Source organism: Kitasatospora sp. NPDC001309, assembly GCF_042896295.1.
Lineage (GTDB): Bacteria > Actinomycetota > Actinomycetes > Streptomycetales > Streptomycetaceae > Kitasatospora.
Genome location: NZ_JBIAXC010000062.1, coordinates 1 through 16526 on the forward strand (window position 1 = coordinate 1; position 16526 = coordinate 16526).

10 protein-coding genes are annotated in these 16526 nt (G+C 75.2%); 6 read left to right on the top strand and 4 right to left on the bottom strand.

What is annotated here, in order from left to right:
• Window positions 1–165 precede the first annotated feature (165 nt).
• Both ACFY2K_RS38855 and ACFY2K_RS38860 read left to right on the top strand, forming a co-directional pair.
• Window positions 166–1305: a hypothetical protein gene (locus ACFY2K_RS38855; RefSeq protein WP_387717349.1), complete on the top strand. Its 1140-nt coding sequence runs from the start codon at window positions 166–168 to the stop codon at window positions 1303–1305.
• Window positions 1306–1330: 25 nt separating this feature from the next.
• Window positions 1331–2191 (top strand): DUF3592 domain-containing protein, encoded by an 861-nt coding sequence (locus tag ACFY2K_RS38860; RefSeq protein WP_387717351.1) that lies wholly within the window; start codon window positions 1331–1333, stop codon window positions 2189–2191.
• 16 nt (window positions 2192–2207) lie between these two features.
• On the opposite strand, the gene ACFY2K_RS38865 is transcribed toward ACFY2K_RS38860, so the two are convergent.
• Together ACFY2K_RS38865 and ACFY2K_RS38870 are read right to left on the bottom strand one after the other, a co-directional pair.
• Window positions 2208–3449 (bottom strand): CynX/NimT family MFS transporter, encoded by a 1242-nt coding sequence (locus ACFY2K_RS38865; RefSeq protein WP_387717352.1) that lies wholly within the window; start codon window positions 3447–3449, stop codon window positions 2208–2210.
• Window positions 3446–4207: a FadR/GntR family transcriptional regulator gene (locus ACFY2K_RS38870; protein WP_387717354.1), complete on the bottom strand. Its 762-nt coding sequence runs from the start codon at window positions 4205–4207 to the stop codon at window positions 3446–3448. Before ACFY2K_RS38870 ends, ACFY2K_RS38865 begins: the two co-directional genes overlap by 4 nt.
• 180 nt (window positions 4208–4387) lie before the next feature.
• Between ACFY2K_RS38870 and ACFY2K_RS38875 the strand changes: the two genes are divergently transcribed.
• On the top strand, window positions 4388–4588 hold the full coding sequence (locus ACFY2K_RS38875; protein ID WP_380523749.1) for a hypothetical protein: 201 nt from the start codon (window positions 4388–4390) through the stop codon (window positions 4586–4588).
• A 79-nt stretch (window positions 4589–4667) separates the two neighbouring features.
• Here the strand turns inward: ACFY2K_RS38875 and ACFY2K_RS38880 are convergent, their stop codons facing one another.
• Window positions 4668–5540: a helix-turn-helix transcriptional regulator gene (locus tag ACFY2K_RS38880; RefSeq protein ID WP_380593498.1), complete on the bottom strand. Its 873-nt coding sequence runs from the start codon at window positions 5538–5540 to the stop codon at window positions 4668–4670.
• Between the two features lie 118 nt (window positions 5541–5658).
• Here ACFY2K_RS38880 and ACFY2K_RS38885 point away from each other — a divergent pair, with 118 nt between their 5' ends.
• Window positions 5659–6723 (top strand): aldo/keto reductase, encoded by a 1065-nt coding sequence (locus ACFY2K_RS38885; RefSeq protein ID WP_387717356.1) that lies wholly within the window; start codon window positions 5659–5661, stop codon window positions 6721–6723.
• 88 nt (window positions 6724–6811) lie between these two features.
• On the opposite strand, the gene ACFY2K_RS38890 is transcribed toward ACFY2K_RS38885, so the two are convergent.
• A complete protein-coding gene (locus ACFY2K_RS38890; protein ID WP_387717358.1) occupies window positions 6812–12901 on the bottom strand; it encodes a beta-ketoacyl synthase N-terminal-like domain-containing protein in 6090 nt (2029 codons plus the stop codon).
• A 373-nt stretch (window positions 12902–13274) separates the two neighbouring features.
• Here ACFY2K_RS38890 and ACFY2K_RS38895 point away from each other — a divergent pair, with 373 nt between their 5' ends.
• Both ACFY2K_RS38895 and ACFY2K_RS38900 read left to right on the top strand, forming a co-directional pair.
• Window positions 13275–15020 carry a carbohydrate binding domain-containing protein gene (locus ACFY2K_RS38895; RefSeq protein ID WP_387717360.1) on the top strand — a complete coding sequence of 582 codons (1746 nt, stop codon included), beginning with the start codon at window positions 13275–13277 and terminating at the stop codon, window positions 15018–15020.
• A 557-nt stretch (window positions 15021–15577) separates the two neighbouring features.
• Window positions 15578–16399, top strand: a complete 822-nt coding sequence (locus ACFY2K_RS38900) for an SDR family NAD(P)-dependent oxidoreductase (protein WP_380523741.1) — start codon at window positions 15578–15580, stop codon at window positions 16397–16399.
• Window positions 16400–16526: the final 127 nt, after the last annotated feature.

A 16526-nucleotide genomic window follows, 5' to 3' on the forward strand; every position in this document is an offset into this window, starting at 1 on the left:
GCCAGCGGACCGGTGCCGGCGGCCTCGGGGGCCCCGGCGGACCAGGTCCGCCGGGACCGCCGAGGTCAAGAGGGGAAGGCGGTGCGGGAGTTGTGATCGGCTTGTGACCGTTCCGGGTACCCGCGGGACTGTCGGCGGTTGCCCGGGACGTGCACAATCTGCCGCATGACGACAGCCGCGGGCGGACCGCCCTCGCCGAACACGCCGTCCAAACTCGCCCTGGGCCTGCTCACCGGTGCCGTGATCGGGGCGTCGCTGGCCGGGTTCGTCAGCGGCTGCGTGCTCGGGCGGACCTCGTTGATCGTCCTGTCGCTCGCACTGCCGGCGGCCTACGGGCTGGTGGCGTTCCTCGCCTCGCTGCCGCGCTGGGGCCGGGAGGCGGCGGCCGTGCCGGTACGGGCGCTGGCGCTGATCGAGGAGCGGGAGGCGGTCAGGGGCGAGAGCAGTGACGTCCCGGTGCAGTTCGAGCTGAGCGTGGTGCCGGACGGCGCGCCCGGGTTCCGGGTGGGGATCCGGCAGGAGATCAACCTCGTCGAACTCCCCGACTACCGGCCGGGCGGGATCGTGGTGGTGGAGTACCCGCCGGACCGGCCGTGGAAGGCGCGGATCGTGAAGCGGCCCACGCCGGAGTGGGAACGGCGCGTGGCCGGGGCCAGGTTGGACTCGGTGCCCGGCCCGGCGATGCGGGAGGAGAGCGGGCCGGGCTGTGCGGGTTGCCTGCTGACCGTCCTCGGCCTGCTGCTGGGCGTGGGCGCCGTGCTGCTGCCGTTCCACACCGAGCTGTTCGCCGTGGTCGAGGACGGGACCGGCACGGCCCGGCCGGCCGTCACCTCCTCCTCGGAATCCTCCTCCTCGGAATCCTCGTCCGCCACGATCACCGTGACCTCGGCGACCGGCACGGTCGCCCTCGGCCCGGGGCAGTCCATGCTGGACCAGGGCGAACTGCGCAAGGCCGTCGAGTCGTTGACCCCGGGTGGCGAGCCGCGCCAGGCACTCGCCGTCGTCGTGCAGGACCGTCAGCTGACGGTGGTCCTCAACCCGGCCGACGGTGTCCCGGGTGCCGGTGCCCCGGGTGCGGGGAAGGGTCCCGGGTTCGATCCGCGCTCGCTTCCTTACGAGCGGATCCCCGGCCTGGTGGAGGAGGCCCGGAGCACCCTCGGCGTCAAGGCTCCGAAGAGCTGGCAGCTGACCGCCGACGGGACCACCGGCGCGCTGACGCTCAGGATCGTGGTGACCGGCGAGAGCGGCTCCGCGACGCTGGAGGCGGACGGCCGGGGCCAGGTGCTGCGGCGCAACGGCGGCTGACCGGTACGGACGGAGGAGGAGTGCGATGGGGTGGGACGAGATCCTGCTGCTCTGGTGCGGGCTGTGGGCCGTGGTGGCCCTGGTCGGGCTGGTCAGGTCGCTGGCCGGGGTGACCGCGGACCAGCGGAAGGTCCGGCTGACGGGGCGGATCGTCCGGGTGACCGAGCCCCGGCACGGTGGCTCGGGCAAGGGCGGGATCCCGGTGGTCGTCCGCTACCGGGACCCGGTCTCGGGTGAGGAGGTCGAGGTCACCAACGACGGCGAGCGCGGCGAGATGATCACCGTCGCGTGGGAGGGCCGGGAGCTCGGCATCGGGTACCCGCCGGGCCGCCCGCACGCCTACCGGTTCTCTCCCGTCGACGAGGAACCCGGCCGCGGGCTGGGTCGGCCGGGCCTCGCGCTCTTCCTGGTCTGTGCCGGGCTGGTGGCGTTGGCCGCCGTCCGCTGGGGGTGGCCGTGGGCCCTGATCGGTGTGGCCGGCCCGTGGGCCGTCGCCGGGATCGTCCTGCTCCCGCGAGCGGTACGGGAGAAGGCCGACCGGATCACCAGGCTGGCGGCGCTGGAGGCGGTGCCCGGCCGGGTCGTCGCGGTGCTCAGGGACGTCAGCGTCGACGAGGACGGCGACACCTCGACCACCATCACCCCGGTGCTGTCCTTCACCACCCGGGACGGCACGGTCGTCACGGCGCACTGCCGGAACGATCTCCCGGGCCCGCCCCGGACGTACGGCCTGGAACTGACGGTCCATCATGATCCTGCGGATCCGGCCGTGTTCATGCTGGACCGGTCCGCCGGGCAGCGCTCGGCGGAGCGGGGCGTGCTGTACCACGCGATGATGATCGTGGTCCTGGTGGCCACGACCGTGGCGGGAGTGGTCCTCCTCTGAGCCGGGAGCGCCGGGCTCAGCGGGCGGGCGGCCTCACGTGGCGGTCCTGGCCCGCGCCGTACCCGACGGCCGCCATCGCGGTGCTCAGGACGGCCAGGAGCCCGAGGGGGAGCGTCCAGCTGCCGGTGGCGTCGTGCAGGATGCCGAGCAGGAGCGGGCCGGCCGCCGCCACGAGGTAGCCGACGGACTGTGCCATGCCCGCCAGCGCGGCCGCCTCGCCGGCGCTGCCGACGCGTTCGCTCTGGAAGCTCAGCGCCAGGACCAGGCACACGCCGGTGCCCAGCCCGAGCAGGGTGCAGGCCACGACGGTCAGGCCCGGGGCCGACAGCAGGACGGCGAAGCCGGCGGCGACGACGACCGAGGCCCCGGCCGCGGTCCACCGCTGGTCGTGGTGGCCCCGGGTGAGCAGCGGAAGGGCGCTGCTCGCGGCGAGCGCGATCACCTGGTAGTAGAACAGCATCCAGCCGACCGTGGTGCTGTCGGCGCCCTGGTGGAGCAGGATGCTGGGCAGCCAGGCGACGGCGGTGTAGAAGCCCAGGGACTGCAGGCCCATGAACAGGCTCACCTGCCAGGCCAGCGGGGACCGCCAGGGCGCGGGGGAGTGGGTCGCGCCGGTGCCCGCCCCGGGGCGGTCGTGCCGCAGCCGGGGCAGCCAGACGATGAACGCGGCGACGGTGAAGGCGCTGCCCCAGGCCAGCGCGGTGTGCCAGCTGCCCGGCAGGCTGTGCGCCAGCGGTGCGGAGATCCCGGAGGAGAGCGCGGCCGTGAGGCCCATGACCGTCACGTAGAGCGCGCTGACGCCCTGGATGCGGTGGGCGGGCACGTTGCGCCGGATCAGCGCGGGCAGCAGGACGTTGCCGAAGGCGATCGCGGCGGAGAGGACCACCGTCCCGGCGAACAGGCAGGCCACCGAGGGGAGCGAGCGGATCACCGTCCCGACGGCCAGCGTCCCGAGTGCCGCCACCAGCAGCCGGGCGCTGCCGAACCGGTGGGAGGCGAGGGCCACCAGGGGGGAGGTGGCGGCGAAGGTCAGCAGTGGGAGGGTGCTCAGCAGGCCGCCCCAACTCGACGTCAGGCCGCTGTCCTGCTCGATCGCCGGGAGCAGTGTGCCGACACCGGTCAGACCGGTGCGCAGGTTCGCCGCGACCAGGCAGATCCCGATGACGAGCCCGACCGACACGGCGGGGCGGGTGCGGTCCGGGGTCGACGCCTCGGCGGTGGGGCGTTCGGTGGACACCGAGGGGGACGGGGAGCTCACTTCGTCACCTCCGCACCGGAGTTGTGGCCACCGGAGTTGTGGCCGCCGGCGGTGCGGCTGCCGGTTCCACGGCCACCGGCCTCGTGGTCACGGGTGAGCCGGACGATCGCGGCGGCCGCGTCGCGGGCCCCGTCCTCGTCCCGGCCGTCGATCGCGTCGACGAGCCGCCGGTGCAGTCCGGCGTGCTCCTCGGCGTGGGCCGCGTCCCAGGGCAGGCCGCCGAGGGAGGCGGTGAGCGCGGTGCCGAGGTGGTCGTACACCTCGATCAGCAGGCCGTTCCCGCTCGCCCGCACGACGGCCCGGTGGAACAGCGCGTCCACGCTGCCGGCCAGCGACAGGTCCCCGCCCGCGGCGGCCGCGTCGGCGTCGGCCAACAGCTCCCGCAGCCGCTGCACCTGCTCCTCGTCGCGGCGCAGGGCGGCGGCCCCCGAGGCGTACTCCTCCAGTACGGTCCGCAGTTCGAGGACGTTCGCGCGCTGGGCGGTACCGGCCCGGCGCAGCATGACCGCCTGGAGCTCGCTCGACGAGCGGACATAGGTGCCGTCCCCCGCCCGGGCCTCCAGCAGTCCGAGGTGCACGAGCGCCCCGATCGCCTCCCGCAGGGTGCTGCGGCCGACCCCGAGTTCCTCGATGAGGGCCTGCTCCGACGGGATCCGGGTGCCCACCGGCCAGCCGCCGGCCTCGATGTGCGAGCGCAGGCTGTCCACGAGTTGCGCGGACAGGCTCGCCGTCCGACGCGGTGTCTTGATGCGTGTCATGGGAGCACCATAGCCAAACATCAGACATTTGAACATCACACTTCTTGTCCCTGCGGGAGTGGGGCGGTCCTGGCCCGCCCTGCCCCCGCTCATCCCTCCTTCACTTGCCTGGACTTTGCAAACTCTTTAAGGTCCTGGATGTCACCGACCGCAGGTCACACCTCCAACGCAAGGGCGGACATGTCGCCGACAGGACGCAGGGACCGCCGAGCCGCCGCCGTGGACCTGGCGGTGCTCCTGGTCGCACTGGTCGCCACCACGCTGGTCTGCCGCGGGCTGGGGGCCGGCCCCTGGCCCGCGATCCTGATCGGCGGGTGCGCGGGGGCGGCCACCACCCGCCTGGGCCTCGGCGCCCGGCTCCTGCGCGGACGACGGGACTGACCGACCGCCCCCGGGCCGCCGCCCCGGGCCGCCGCCCCCCGGGGCCGCTGTCACCGGGCCGCCGCCCCCCGAGCCGCTGTCACCGCGCGCACAGCCGGTCCAGGGCGGCGCGGCTCTCCTCGTCCGCGGCGCGGTAGATCAGGAGCCGCAGCTCCGGGTCCTCCAGCGGCAGCAGCACCTCGAAGTCGACGGCGATCGCCCCGACGACCGGATGCCGCAGCAGTTTGCGGCCGCGTCCGTTGACGCGGACCTCCCGCTCGGACCACAGGCGGGCGAAGTCCTCGTCCTGGGTGGTGAATTCGGCGATGAGGTCGGTCAGCGCCCGGTCCTGCGGGTGCGCGGCCCACGCCGCCCGCAGGTGGGCGACCCCGTCCCGCAGCGCACCCTCGCGGTCGGCGTAGAAGCCGCGCATCGCCGGGTGCAGCAGGCAGAGCCGCATCGCGTTGCGCCGGACCGGCGACGGGGTGTCGAAGCCCGGGAGCAGCCGGGCCAGCTCGGGGTTCCAGGCCAGGATGTCGTAGCGGTGGTCCAGCAGCATGGCCGGTAGCGGCGAGAGCTCGTCGACCAGGTGGGCCAGCGACGGCGCCGCGCCGGGGGCGGGCCCGTCGGTACGGCCGGGGCGGCGCCGTCCGGCCAGGTCGAAGAGGTAGTCGCGTTCGCCGGGGTCCAGGCGCAGGGCCCGGGCCAGCGCGGCCAGGACCTCCGCCGAGGGCCGCAGCCCGCGGCCCTGCTCCAGCCGGACCACGTAGTCGGTGCTGACCCCGGCGAGTTCGGCGACCTCCTCGCGGCGCAGCCCCGGTGTCCGCCGGGACCTTCGGCGCGACGGCAGGTCCGGCCGGTCCGGCGCGGAGCGTTCGCGTCGGCTCCGCAGGAAGGCGGCCAGCTCCTGGGTGGTCTGGGTGGCCTGGGTGGTCCAGGTGGTCCGGGTGGTGTCCACGGTTCGGGTCGTCATGGCCGGTCCAACCGTGAGGGTGGGACTGGCCTTCCCAGGAAGGGCCTTCCCTTACCCCCGGCCCGCCGCCGCCACAGACTCGGTCCCGACAAACCGATCACGACCGCAGGAGAACCTGATGGCACTGACCCTCGACGACTACCGGCTGCTGGGCCGGTCGGGGCTGCGGGTCTCACCGCTGGCCCTGGGCACGGCGACCTTCGGCACCGAGTGGGGCTGGGGCGCCGAACGGGACGAGGCCCGGAAGCTGTTCGACCGTTACGTCGAGCTCGGCGGCAACCTCCTCGACACCGCCGACACCTACACCGACGGCAGCTCCGAGCGCCTGCTGGGCGAGTTCGCCCACCAGGAGCGCGAGCGCCTGGTGCTGGCGACCAAGTACTCGACGCTGCGCCGCCCGGGCGACCCCAACTCCGGTGGCGCGCACCGCAAGGCGCTGTTCGGCTCGGTGGAGGGGAGCCTGCGGAGGCTGGACACCGACTACCTCGACCTGCTGTACCTGCACGTCTGGGACTTCCGGACGCCGGTCGAGGAGATCCTGCGGGGGCTGGACGACCTGGTCCGGCAGGGCAAGGTGCTGTACGTGGCGATCTCCAACACCCCGGCCTGGCAGGTGTCCCGGATGCAGGCGATCGCCGACCTGCGCGGCTGGTCGCCGCTGGTCGCGCTGCAGACCGAGTACAGCCTGATCGAACGCACGGGGGAGCGCGACCTGATCCCGATGGCCCGCGAGCTGGGCCTGGGCGTAGTCCCGTACTCGCCGCTGGGCGGCGGGGTGCTCAGCGGCAAGTACCGCCGGGAGGACGTGGCCGCGACCGACGCCGGTGCGGGGGACGGCACCCGCAGGAGCCTCAACCTCGCGCTGGGCACGCTCACCGAGCGCAACCTCGCCGTCGTCGGGGTCGTCCGGGAGGTCGCCGCCGAGCTGGGCCGCACCCCGGCCCAGGTGGCGCTGGCCTGGACCCTGCGGAACCCGGCGGTGACGACCTCGCTGATCGGTGCCCGCACCCTGGCCCAGCTGGAGGACAACCTGGGCGCTCTGGCGGTCGAGTTCTCGGCCGCCCAGCTGGACCGGCTGGACGCGGCGGGCGCGGTCGACCTCGGCCAGCCGCACGAGGTGCTGGCGAGCGACCACCTCCGCCGGGTGACCATGGGCGACCTGCGGATCGAGACCCGCCGGTGACGGCCAGGCCCTGTCCGGCGGAGGCCCTGTCCGGCCGACCGGACAGGGCCTGTCCGGACAATGCCTGGCCGGACAGGGCCTGGGCCGGTCACCGTCCGGGGCCCACCGTCCGGGCGAGCCAGGTCCGGATCGCCTCGGCCGTCGTCGCCACGTGCTGGTCGAGCACCGAGAAGTGGTCCCCCGGGATGTCGCCGGGCCGTAGGTGCAGGGTCGGTACGGTCGTCTCCTCCGGCCGGCCGAGGAAGACGCGCACGTACGCGCCCAGGGCCGCGAGCGCGGGCTCGTCCAGGCGGAGCGCGGTGCGGGCCGCCAGCTCGGTGAGCCGTCCCTCGTCCCGGACGGGGTGGGTGTCCAGCAGCACCACGGCCTCGGCACCGACCCGCTCCGCGACGGCCTGCGCGACCAGGCCGCCGGTGGAGCGGCCCAGCAGCACCACCGGCCGGTCGAGCCGCTCGATCGAGGCCGCGTGCGTCCGCACCAGGGCCTCCACGTCCTCCGGTACCGGGCCGCCCCGGTACCCCGGGTGCGGGAGCAGCCACAGGCCGGGCAGGTGCCGGGCCAGCGGACCGTACTCCCCGGGGGGCGAGGTGAAGGCGGGGAAGCAGACGATCGCCGGGCCCGCGCCGTCGCTGAGCCGCTGCGGGGCGACCGGCGGGAAGGCCGCCGCCGACGGCAGTGCCCAGGAGGCGGAGACGAGCAGGTGCATGGCCTCCTGGTGCCGGCCCAGTCCGCACAGCCGGTGGTAGAGGTCGGCGAGCGTTCCCGGGGCCGGCGGCGGGCGCAGCTGGTCGGCCAGGGCCCTCGGGGTGGGGGAGTCGAACACCACGGTGGCGGGCAGCCGCAGGCCGGTTCGCTCCTCCAGCCGGTTGCGCAGCTCGATCGAGGTCAGCGAGTCGAAACCGAGGTCGGGCACCGGGGTGTCCGGGTCCACCTCCGGATAGCTCAGGACGGCGGCGACCTCGGCGCACACCAGCTCCAACAGGTCCGCCGGACGGACCGGTTCCGGTGCGCGCCGCGGCTCCGGGTGGGGGGCGAGGTCGCGGGCGAGGTCGTGGGCGCGGTCGAAGGCGATCGGCACCAGGACCGGCTCGTCGGTGCCCAGCGCGGCCTCTAGGAGCGCCACGCCCTCCGCCGGGGTGAGCGGCAGCAGTCCGGGACCGGCGGACCGGTCGGCCGCCATCCCGACCGTCCACGGGCCCCAGGCCAGCGACAGCGCGGGCAGGCCCAGGCGCTTGCGGTGGCGGGCGAGTTCGTCCAGGTAGCTGTTGGCCGCCGCGTAGTTGGCCTGCCCGGCGTGGCCGAGCACCCCGGCCGCCGACGAGAACAGCACGAAGGCGTCGAGGTCCCGGTGCGCGGTCAGCTCGTGGAGGTGCCGGGCCGCTTCGGCCTTCGGGCGCCACACGGTCGCCAGGCGTTCCGGGGTCATCGAGGTGAGGATCCCGTCGTCCAGGACGCCCGCGGTGTGGATGACGGCCCGCAGGTCCTCGATCGAGTCGACCAGGGCGGCCAGCGCGGCCCGGTCGGTGACGTCCAGCCGGGTCTCGCCGCTGCGACTGGCGACGACGACGCGCACGCCCCCGGCCCGCAGGTGGCCGGCGACCGCGCGTCCCAGCGCGCCGCCGCCGGTGACCAGGACGGTCCCGCGCCAGGCGAAGGAGTCGCCGCCCGCCACCGGGACCAGCTCGGCGCGCTCGGCGACGGTCTCCGGCTCCCCGTCGGCGACCTCGGCCAGGGTGAACCGCCCGGGGTGCTCGGTCTGCGCGACCCGGACCAGCCCGGCCACCGCGGCTCCGGCGAGGTCCCCCGGCCGCACCAGGACGGTCAGGTGCTCGTGGCCGGCCTGCAGCTCCCGCAGCGCGAGCGCCAGGGCGGCGGGCGGGTCCCCGGCCGGCACCTCCAGCAGCTTCCCCCGCGGCTGCCCCGTGACCCGCCGCCACTCCGGACGGAACAGGGCGCCCCGGCCGGTGCCGGCCGCCCGCGCGGTGAGCGACTCGACGCACGCCACCGGCCGGCCCGTACGGTCGGTCAGGTCGATCCGCCCCGCCCGGATCCGGACCCGCAGGGCCGTGGCCCCCCGGGCCAGCAGGTGCACGCCGCGCAGGACGAACGGCACCCCGCCGGTGAGCAGCCGGGCCGGGTGCAGGGCCGCGTCGAACAGGGCGGGGTGCAGGGCGTACCGCCCGGCGTCGGGGAAGTCGCCGCGGACCTCGCCGAAGAGCTCGTCGCCGCGCCGCCACAGGCGGCTCAGCCCGCGGAACGCCGGGCCGTAGTCGGCGTGTTCGACGTCGAGTTCCTCGGCGCCCGGCGGGGGCCACTCGCCGGTCTCCACCTGCGGGGCCGGCCGTGCGTGGAGCCGGCCGTCGGCGCAGCGGACCCCGTTCGCGTACACCTCGAACGCCCGGGTGCCGTCCGGCGCTTCGGGACGGACGACGATCTCGGCCCGCCTGGTCCGGGGCAGGGGCATCGCGGTGTGCAGCACCAGCTCGTCGATGCCGGTGCACCCGGCCCGCTCGCCGGCGTGCAGGACCAGTTCCAGCACGGCCGTGGCGGGCACCAGCGCCGTCCCGTCCACGACGTGGTCGAGCAGCCAGGCGGGGCTGAGGTCGGCGACGCACACCACCTCGCCGGATCCGGGGACGACGACGGTCGACCCGACCAGCGGGTGCTCGGCGCCGGGGTCGAGCCAGTAGCGCCGGCGCCGGAAGGCCCGGGTGCCCCGCAGTCGGGCCGCCGCCCGCTCGGGGTCGGCGGTGGGGACGACGCCCTCGACGAGCGCACCCAGCGTGCTGCCCGGGCCGAGTTCGACCAGGGTGGCGCCCCCGACCGCGGCCACCTGGTCGGCGAAGCGGACCGGCTCGCGCAGGTGCCGCACCCAGTGGGCCGGGTCGTCCGGGCGGGCGCCGATCACCGGGATCGCCGGGGGACGGTACGTCAGGCCCTCCGCCACCCGCGCGAACTCCGCCAGCTGGGGGTCCGTCAGGGGGGAGTGGACGGCGTGGCCGACGGTGAGCAGCAGCCGGCCGCGGGCGGTGACCAGCCGCGCGGCGTCGGGCAGCGACAGGACGCCCGCCAGGTGGGCGGCCGCGATCTGCCCGGCGGAGTGCCCGATCAGGGCGTCCGGGTGGTAGCCCCAGGACTCCAGCAGACGGAACATCGCGACCTCGTAGGCGAACAGGGCCGCCTGGGCGAAGTCGGTGCGGTGCACCAGCTCGGTGTCGAGGGCCTCCCGCAGCGCCGGGTCCAGATGGGCGCAGGCCTCCTCGAAGGCCGCGGCGAACACGGGGTGCCCGGCGGCCGACTCCCGCCCCATCCCCGGCTTCTGCGCCCCCTCCCCGGGGAAGAGGTAGGCCGTCCGCAGCTGCTCGTACTCCTCGACGATCACGTGCGCGTTGGTCCCGGAGATCCCGAACGCCGACACCGCGCCACGGCGCGGACGGTCCCGGGCCGGCCAGGGGGTCGGCTCGGTGACCAGCCGGAGCCGGCCGGCGGTCCAGTCGACCTCGCGGGAGGGTTCGCCCACGTGCAGGGTGGCGGGCACCGTCCGGTGGCGCATCGCCATCACGGTCTTGATCACCCCGGCGACCCCGGCGGCGGCCTGGGTGTGCCCGAGGTTGGACTTGACGGTGCCGACCAGCACCGGATCCGGCCGGGCCTGGCCGTAGGTGGCGAGCAGCGCGGCCGCCTCGACCGGGTCGCCCAGGGCGGTTCCGGTGCCGTGGGCCTCGACCACGTCCACGTCGGCGCCGGTCAGTCCGGCGTCGGCCAGTGCCTGCTGGATCACCGCGGCCTGGGCGGGGCCGCTGGGCGCGGTGAGTCCGTTGGACGCCCCGTCCTGGTTGACCGCCGAGCCGCGCAGCAGGGCCAGGACCGGGTGGCCGTTGCGCACCGCGTCCTCGACCCGCTCCAGGAGCAGCAGCCCCACCCCCTCCGACCAGACGGTGCCGTCGGCGGCCGCGGAGAACGGCTTCACCCGCCCGTCCGGGGCGAGGCCGCGCTGGCGGCTGAACGCGACGAAGCTGTCCGGGCTCGCCATGACCGTGGCACCCCCGGCCAGGGCCAGGTCGCACTGCCCGCCGCGCAGCGCGTCCGCCGCGAGGTGCAGGGTCACCAGGGAGGAGGAGCAGGCCGTGTCCAGGGTGAGGGCCGGCCCGTGCAGGCCCAGGCCGTAGGCGATCCGCCCGGAGGCCATGCTGCCCGCCGACCCCAGCGCGATCTGGGGCAGGAGCTCGTGGTCGGTGCCCCGGAACCGGCCGGCGTAGTCGTCGTACATCAGGCCCACGTACACGCCCGTGCTGCTGCCGCGCAGCGACTCGGGGGCGATGCCCGCCCGTTCGACGGCCTCCCAGGCCGTCTCCAGCAGCAGCCGGTGCTGGGGGTCGGTGGCCAGCGCCTCCCGCGGTGACATCCGGAAGAACGCGGCGTCGAAGTCGGCCGCGTCGGCGAGGAAGCCGCCGCGGGTGACGTAGCTGGTGCCGACGTGGTCGGGGTCGGGGTGGAACAGCTCGTCGAGGGGCCAGCCCCGGTCCGTGGGGAAGTCCGTGACGGTGTCCCGGCCGGCGGCGACCACCCGCCACAGGTCCTCGGGGCCGGCGATCCCGCCGGGGTAGCGGCAGGCCATCCCGACGATCGCGACCGGCTCGGTGGCCCCGCGCGCGGGGGGCGGCGCGTCGGTGGCCCCGCCGGTCAGGTGGTCCGCCATCGCGCGGGGCGTGGGGTGGTCGAACACCAGCGACGGGCGCAGCGAGACCCCGAGCGCGCTGCCCAGCCGCTCCCGCAGCCGTACGGTGCCGAGCGAGTCCAGACCGGCCTCGGCGAACGGCTGGTCCACCTCCGGTGCCCGGCCGGTGATCCCCTCGGTCTCCCGGCGGACCAGGTCCAGCACGTACTGGAACCGCAGTCGGCGCCGGGCCGGCTTGCCGGAGGAGGTCTGCGGGATGCGGCTGACCGGGCGGATCGCCGCCGGCACCCGGTGCGGGGGCAGGTGCCGGCGGCAGAAGGCCAGGACCGCCGCCGGATCCACCGCGCCGACGACGTAGCCGACCGGTACCTCCCCGAGCACCGGGTCGGGTTCGCCCGCCACGGCCGCTGCCCGGACGTCCGGGCAGCGGGCCAGCACCTGTTCGATCTCGGCGGGGTGGACGTTCTCCCCGCCCCGGATGATGATCTCGCTCGCCCGACCGGTCACCACCAGCCGGCCGCCCTCCTCCCGGCCGAGGTCCCCGGTGGCCTGCCAGTCGACGGCGCCGGGCAACCGCAGCCGGATCTCCCCGTCGACGAACCGGGTCTCGATCCCGGGCAGCACGACGCCGTCGACGGCGACCTTCCCGGAGGCCTCCGTGCTGCCGTACCCGTCGTGCAGCTCGTGGCCGGACACCCGGCGGAACCGCTCGCGCAGCTCCGCCGGCAGCGGGGCGCCGGCCGACAGGCAGAGCGGCGGCAACCGGGCCCCGGCGTCCAGGAGTTGGGCGAAGACCGCGGGCACGCCGCCCAGTGCGGTGAAGGGCGTCCGGCGGAGCAGCCCGGCGGCCGCCTCCGGGGTGAAGCGGTCCATCACGTGGGCGCTCGCGCCCAGGGCCAGCACGCCCACCACGCACATCGAGTGCCCGAAGGCGTGGAACAGCGGCAGCGGCCACAGCAGGTGGTCCTCGGCGGACATGCCCAGCAGGCCGCGGTAGGCGTGGTCGGCCGACCGGAGCCAGGCCCGCTGCGTCGACAGCACGCCCTTCGGGTCCCCGCTCGTTCCCGAGGTGTGGTGCAGCCAGGCGGGCTCGTCCGGAGCGAGGTCGTCGCGGGGCGGGGCGCCGGTGGGGGAGAGCAGCTCGTCCACGGTCACCACCCGGACCCCGGCGACCCGGCGGGCCTGCGCCAGGTGGGCGCGGTCGGTGACCACCAGGTCGGCGCCGCCGTCGGCCAGGCGGAACCGGAGCTCGTCGTCGCCGAGCCGCGGGTCGATCGGCACACCGACGGCGGCGGCGCGGGTGACGCCGAGGGTGGCGGTGATCGCGGGCACCCCGCCGGACAGCTGGAGCGCGACCCGACTGCCGCGCTCGACCCGGAGGTTGCCGGCCACCAGGGCCGTGCGGCGGGCGAGGTCGCCGTAGCTCACCGCACCGCCGGAGTCGGTGAAGGCCGCCCGGTCCGGCTGCTCCGAGGCGTGACGGAGGATCAGCTCGTGCATCTGGCACCCCTGCATTCCGCGGCGTGGTGAACGGGTTCCGGCAACCGTCACCCGCGGCATGATCGTGCGTCAAATCCACTCCGCCCCGGGGCCGGGGCCGGACCGGGCGTTCCCGCGGCCGGCCGGCGGTTGGTCCGATCGGACCCCGGCGGCCCGGGGCGGCGGGCCGGGGTGGTGGACGGGCGGCCGTCCGGGTGGCTCAAACCGTGAGTGGTCCAGACCTTAATGGTCCAGACCTATTGACCAACTCCGGCTCCCCTCCTACGATCCGGTCCGGCACAGCCCCACATGTCCCCCACCTCACCCACGGCCGGGCGTCACGCCCCCACGCGTCGGTCACGTCCCTGGCGCCCCGGTCGGAAGGGAGCACAGCATGTTCCGTCGGAGGTCCCGAACCCCACGCCCGTCGGGCGGTTCCCACCCCGCTCCGGAGGCCGGCCGTCCCGGCGGGGAGCCGCGCCGGACGGGTCTGGAACGCGCGTCGCGGCCCACACCCCGGGCCGCCCAGCACCGTCCGAGCGCGCTGGTCCGCTCCCTCGCCGTGGTCGGGACGGCCGCCCTGGTCGGCGCCGGCATCGCGGTGACCGGCTCCGTCACCGCCGGCGCCGCGACCCCCAACCTGGTGGCCAACCCCGGCTTCGAGAGCGGACTCTCCAACTGGACCTGTTCGCCCGGCACGGCGGCGGTGGTCGGCAGCCCGGTGCACTCCGGCAGCGCCGCCCTCCGATCCACGCCGACCGGCCAGGACACCGCCCAGTGCTCCCAGACCATCAGCGTGCAGCCCAACTCCGCGTACACGCTGAGCGCCTACGTCCAGGGCAGCTACGTCTACCTGGGCGCCAGCGGCACCGGCGGCAGCGACCCGTCCACCTGGGCGCCCGGCAACGCCTCCTACGGGCAGCTCAGCGTCAACTTCACCACCGGGCCCGGCACCACCTCGGTGACGGTCTACCTGCACGGCTGGTACGGGCAGCCCGCCTACTACGCGGACGACGTGTCGCTCACCGGCCCCGGCGGCAGCAGCTCCACGCCGCCCACCACCCCGCCGACCACGCCGCCCACGACGCCTCCCACGACCCCGCCGACCACGCCTCCCACCACGCCTCCGACCACGCCCCCCACCACCCCGCCCACGACGCCTCCCACCACCCCGCCGGGCGGCGACACCTGCCCGACCAAGCCCCGGCCCACGGGCAAGGTCCTCCAGGGCTACTGGGAGAACTGGGACGGCGCCGCCAACGGCGTCCACCCGGGCCTGGGCTGGGTGCCCATCACCGACAGCCGGATCGCCGCGCACGGCTACAACGTGATCAACGCCGCCTTCCCGGTGATCCTCTCCGACGGCACCGTGCAGTGGCAGGACGGCATGGACGCCAACGTCAAGGTCTCCACCCCCGCCGAGATGTGCCAGGCCAAGGCGGCCGGGGCGACGATCCTGATGTCCATCGGCGGTGCCGCCGCCGGCATCGACCTGAGCTCCAGCACCGTCGCCGACCGCTTCGTGGCGACCGTCGTCCCGATCCTCAAGAAGTACAACTTCGACGGGATCGACATCGACATCGAGACCGGCCTCTCCGGCAGCGGCGACATCAAGACGCCCTCCGCCTCCCAGGCCAACCTGATGCGCATCATCGACGGCGTGCTGGCCCAGATGCCCGCCGGCTTCGGCCTCACCATGGCCCCCGAGACCGCGTACGTCACCGGCGGGAGCGTCACCTACGGCTCCATCTGGGGCGCCTACCTGCCGATCATCAAGAAGTACGCCGACAACGGCCGGCTGTGGTGGCTGAACATGCAGTACTACAACGGCAGCATGTACGGCTGCTCCGGAGACTCCTACCAGGCCGGTACGGTGCAGGGCTTCACCGTCCAGACCACCTGCCTGAACAACGGCCTCACCATCCAGGGCACCACCGTCAAGGTGCCCTACGACAAGCAGGTGCCCGGCCTCCCGGCCCAGCCGGGTGCCGGCGGCGGCTACCTGGACCCGGGCTCGGTCGGCCAGGCCTGGGGCAACTTCGGCGGCGCCTTGAAGGGCCTGATGACCTGGTCGCTCAACTGGGACGGCTCGAAGGGCTGGACCTTCGGGGACAACGCCAGGTCGCTCCAGGGCCGTTGACGCCGGACCGATCACCGCTGAGACACCGCTGAACCACCACTGAACCACCACCGAAGGCCCGCGCCCCGCCACCCCGGGGCGCGGGCCGTTCAGTTCCCCGCACCACCCCCCGGAGCGCCGCCGGGCCCGCCGTCAGCCGGGCCCGCGTCAGGGAGGCGTCAGGAGTTCGTCAGGGCGGGTGACGGAGCTTGCCCCGGGCATCGGCGCGGGCTTTGATGGACGGCATGCACCGCTCGACCCGCCACCACGACCGCCCGCCGCATAGCCGGCCGCGGTTCGTCGTCGCGGTCGCGGTCGCCACTGCCGTCCGGTAGTACCGAGCTCCTTCCCGCCGGTCACCGGCCGCGCGTACGGGCCCGGGGCAGTCCCGCCGAGCCCGTGCCGATCACCGCCGCCCGTCCTCCGCCCCGTTCGGCTCCGGGGCGGGGGTGGGCGGTCGTCTCCGCAGTACACCTTTCTCGCACCACACTCCTTCTCGCACCGGCGGCCCCGGCGCGGGCGGCCGCGCGCCGCCCCGTCGCCGTACCCCGCCGGTGCCCAGCACCCTTGGATGGGTCATGTCCGACACCGTTCTGTCCGCCCGTACCGCCCTTGTCACCGGCGCCTCCTCCGGCATCGGTTGGGAGACCGCCCGGCTGCTCGCCGGGCGGGGCGCGAACGTCCTGGTGCACGCCCGCACCGCCGCCGAGGCGGAGGACGCCGTCGACCGGCTGATCGCCGCCGGCGCCCGCCGTGACCAACTCGTCGAGCTGGCCGCCGACTTCACCCGGCTGGCGGAGGTCGCGGTGCTGGCCGGCACGGTCGTCAAGCACTACCCGGCGCTGGACCTGCTGGTGAACAACGCCGCCGTGATGGCGCCCGAGCGCTGCACCCTGACCGACGACGGCAACGAGCTCTCCCTGCAGGTCAACTTCCTGGCCGCGCACCTGCTGGCCAAGCTGCTCCGGGCCCCGCTCTCGGCCGCCGGGGACGCCCGGATCGTCAACGTGTCCTCCTCCCTGCACCGCACCGCGTCGATGAACTGGTCGGACCCGCACCGGGTGAAGAAGTACTCCCGGGTCGCCGCGTACGCCCAGTCGCAGCTGGCGCTCACCATGGCGACCGCCGAGATGGCGCCGGCCGGCTCCGGCGTCACCGCCGTCAGCCTCAACCCGGGCCTGTGCGACACGGCGCTGCTGCCGCTCTACGGGCGGGTCGGCGCACCGGCGGCGGAGGGCGCGGCGGCCGTGGTCCGGCTCTGCCTGCCGGATGCCGAGATCGCCAACGGCGCCTACTACGACGGCGGCGTCGCCGCGCCGACGGCCCAGGCCGCCCAGGAGGAGCGCTCGCAGAAGCGCCTGGTGAAGCTCGCCGACCAGCTGGTCGGCCGGGCCGCCTGAACCGCGTCCACCCACCCAGGACCAGGAGGAGCACGGTGTCCAAGCGCGCCCGCAAGAAGAAGGCCCGGCGGAAGAAGAAGGCGAACCACGGCCGCAAGGCCTGTCAGTGACCGCGTAGCGGAGCCCC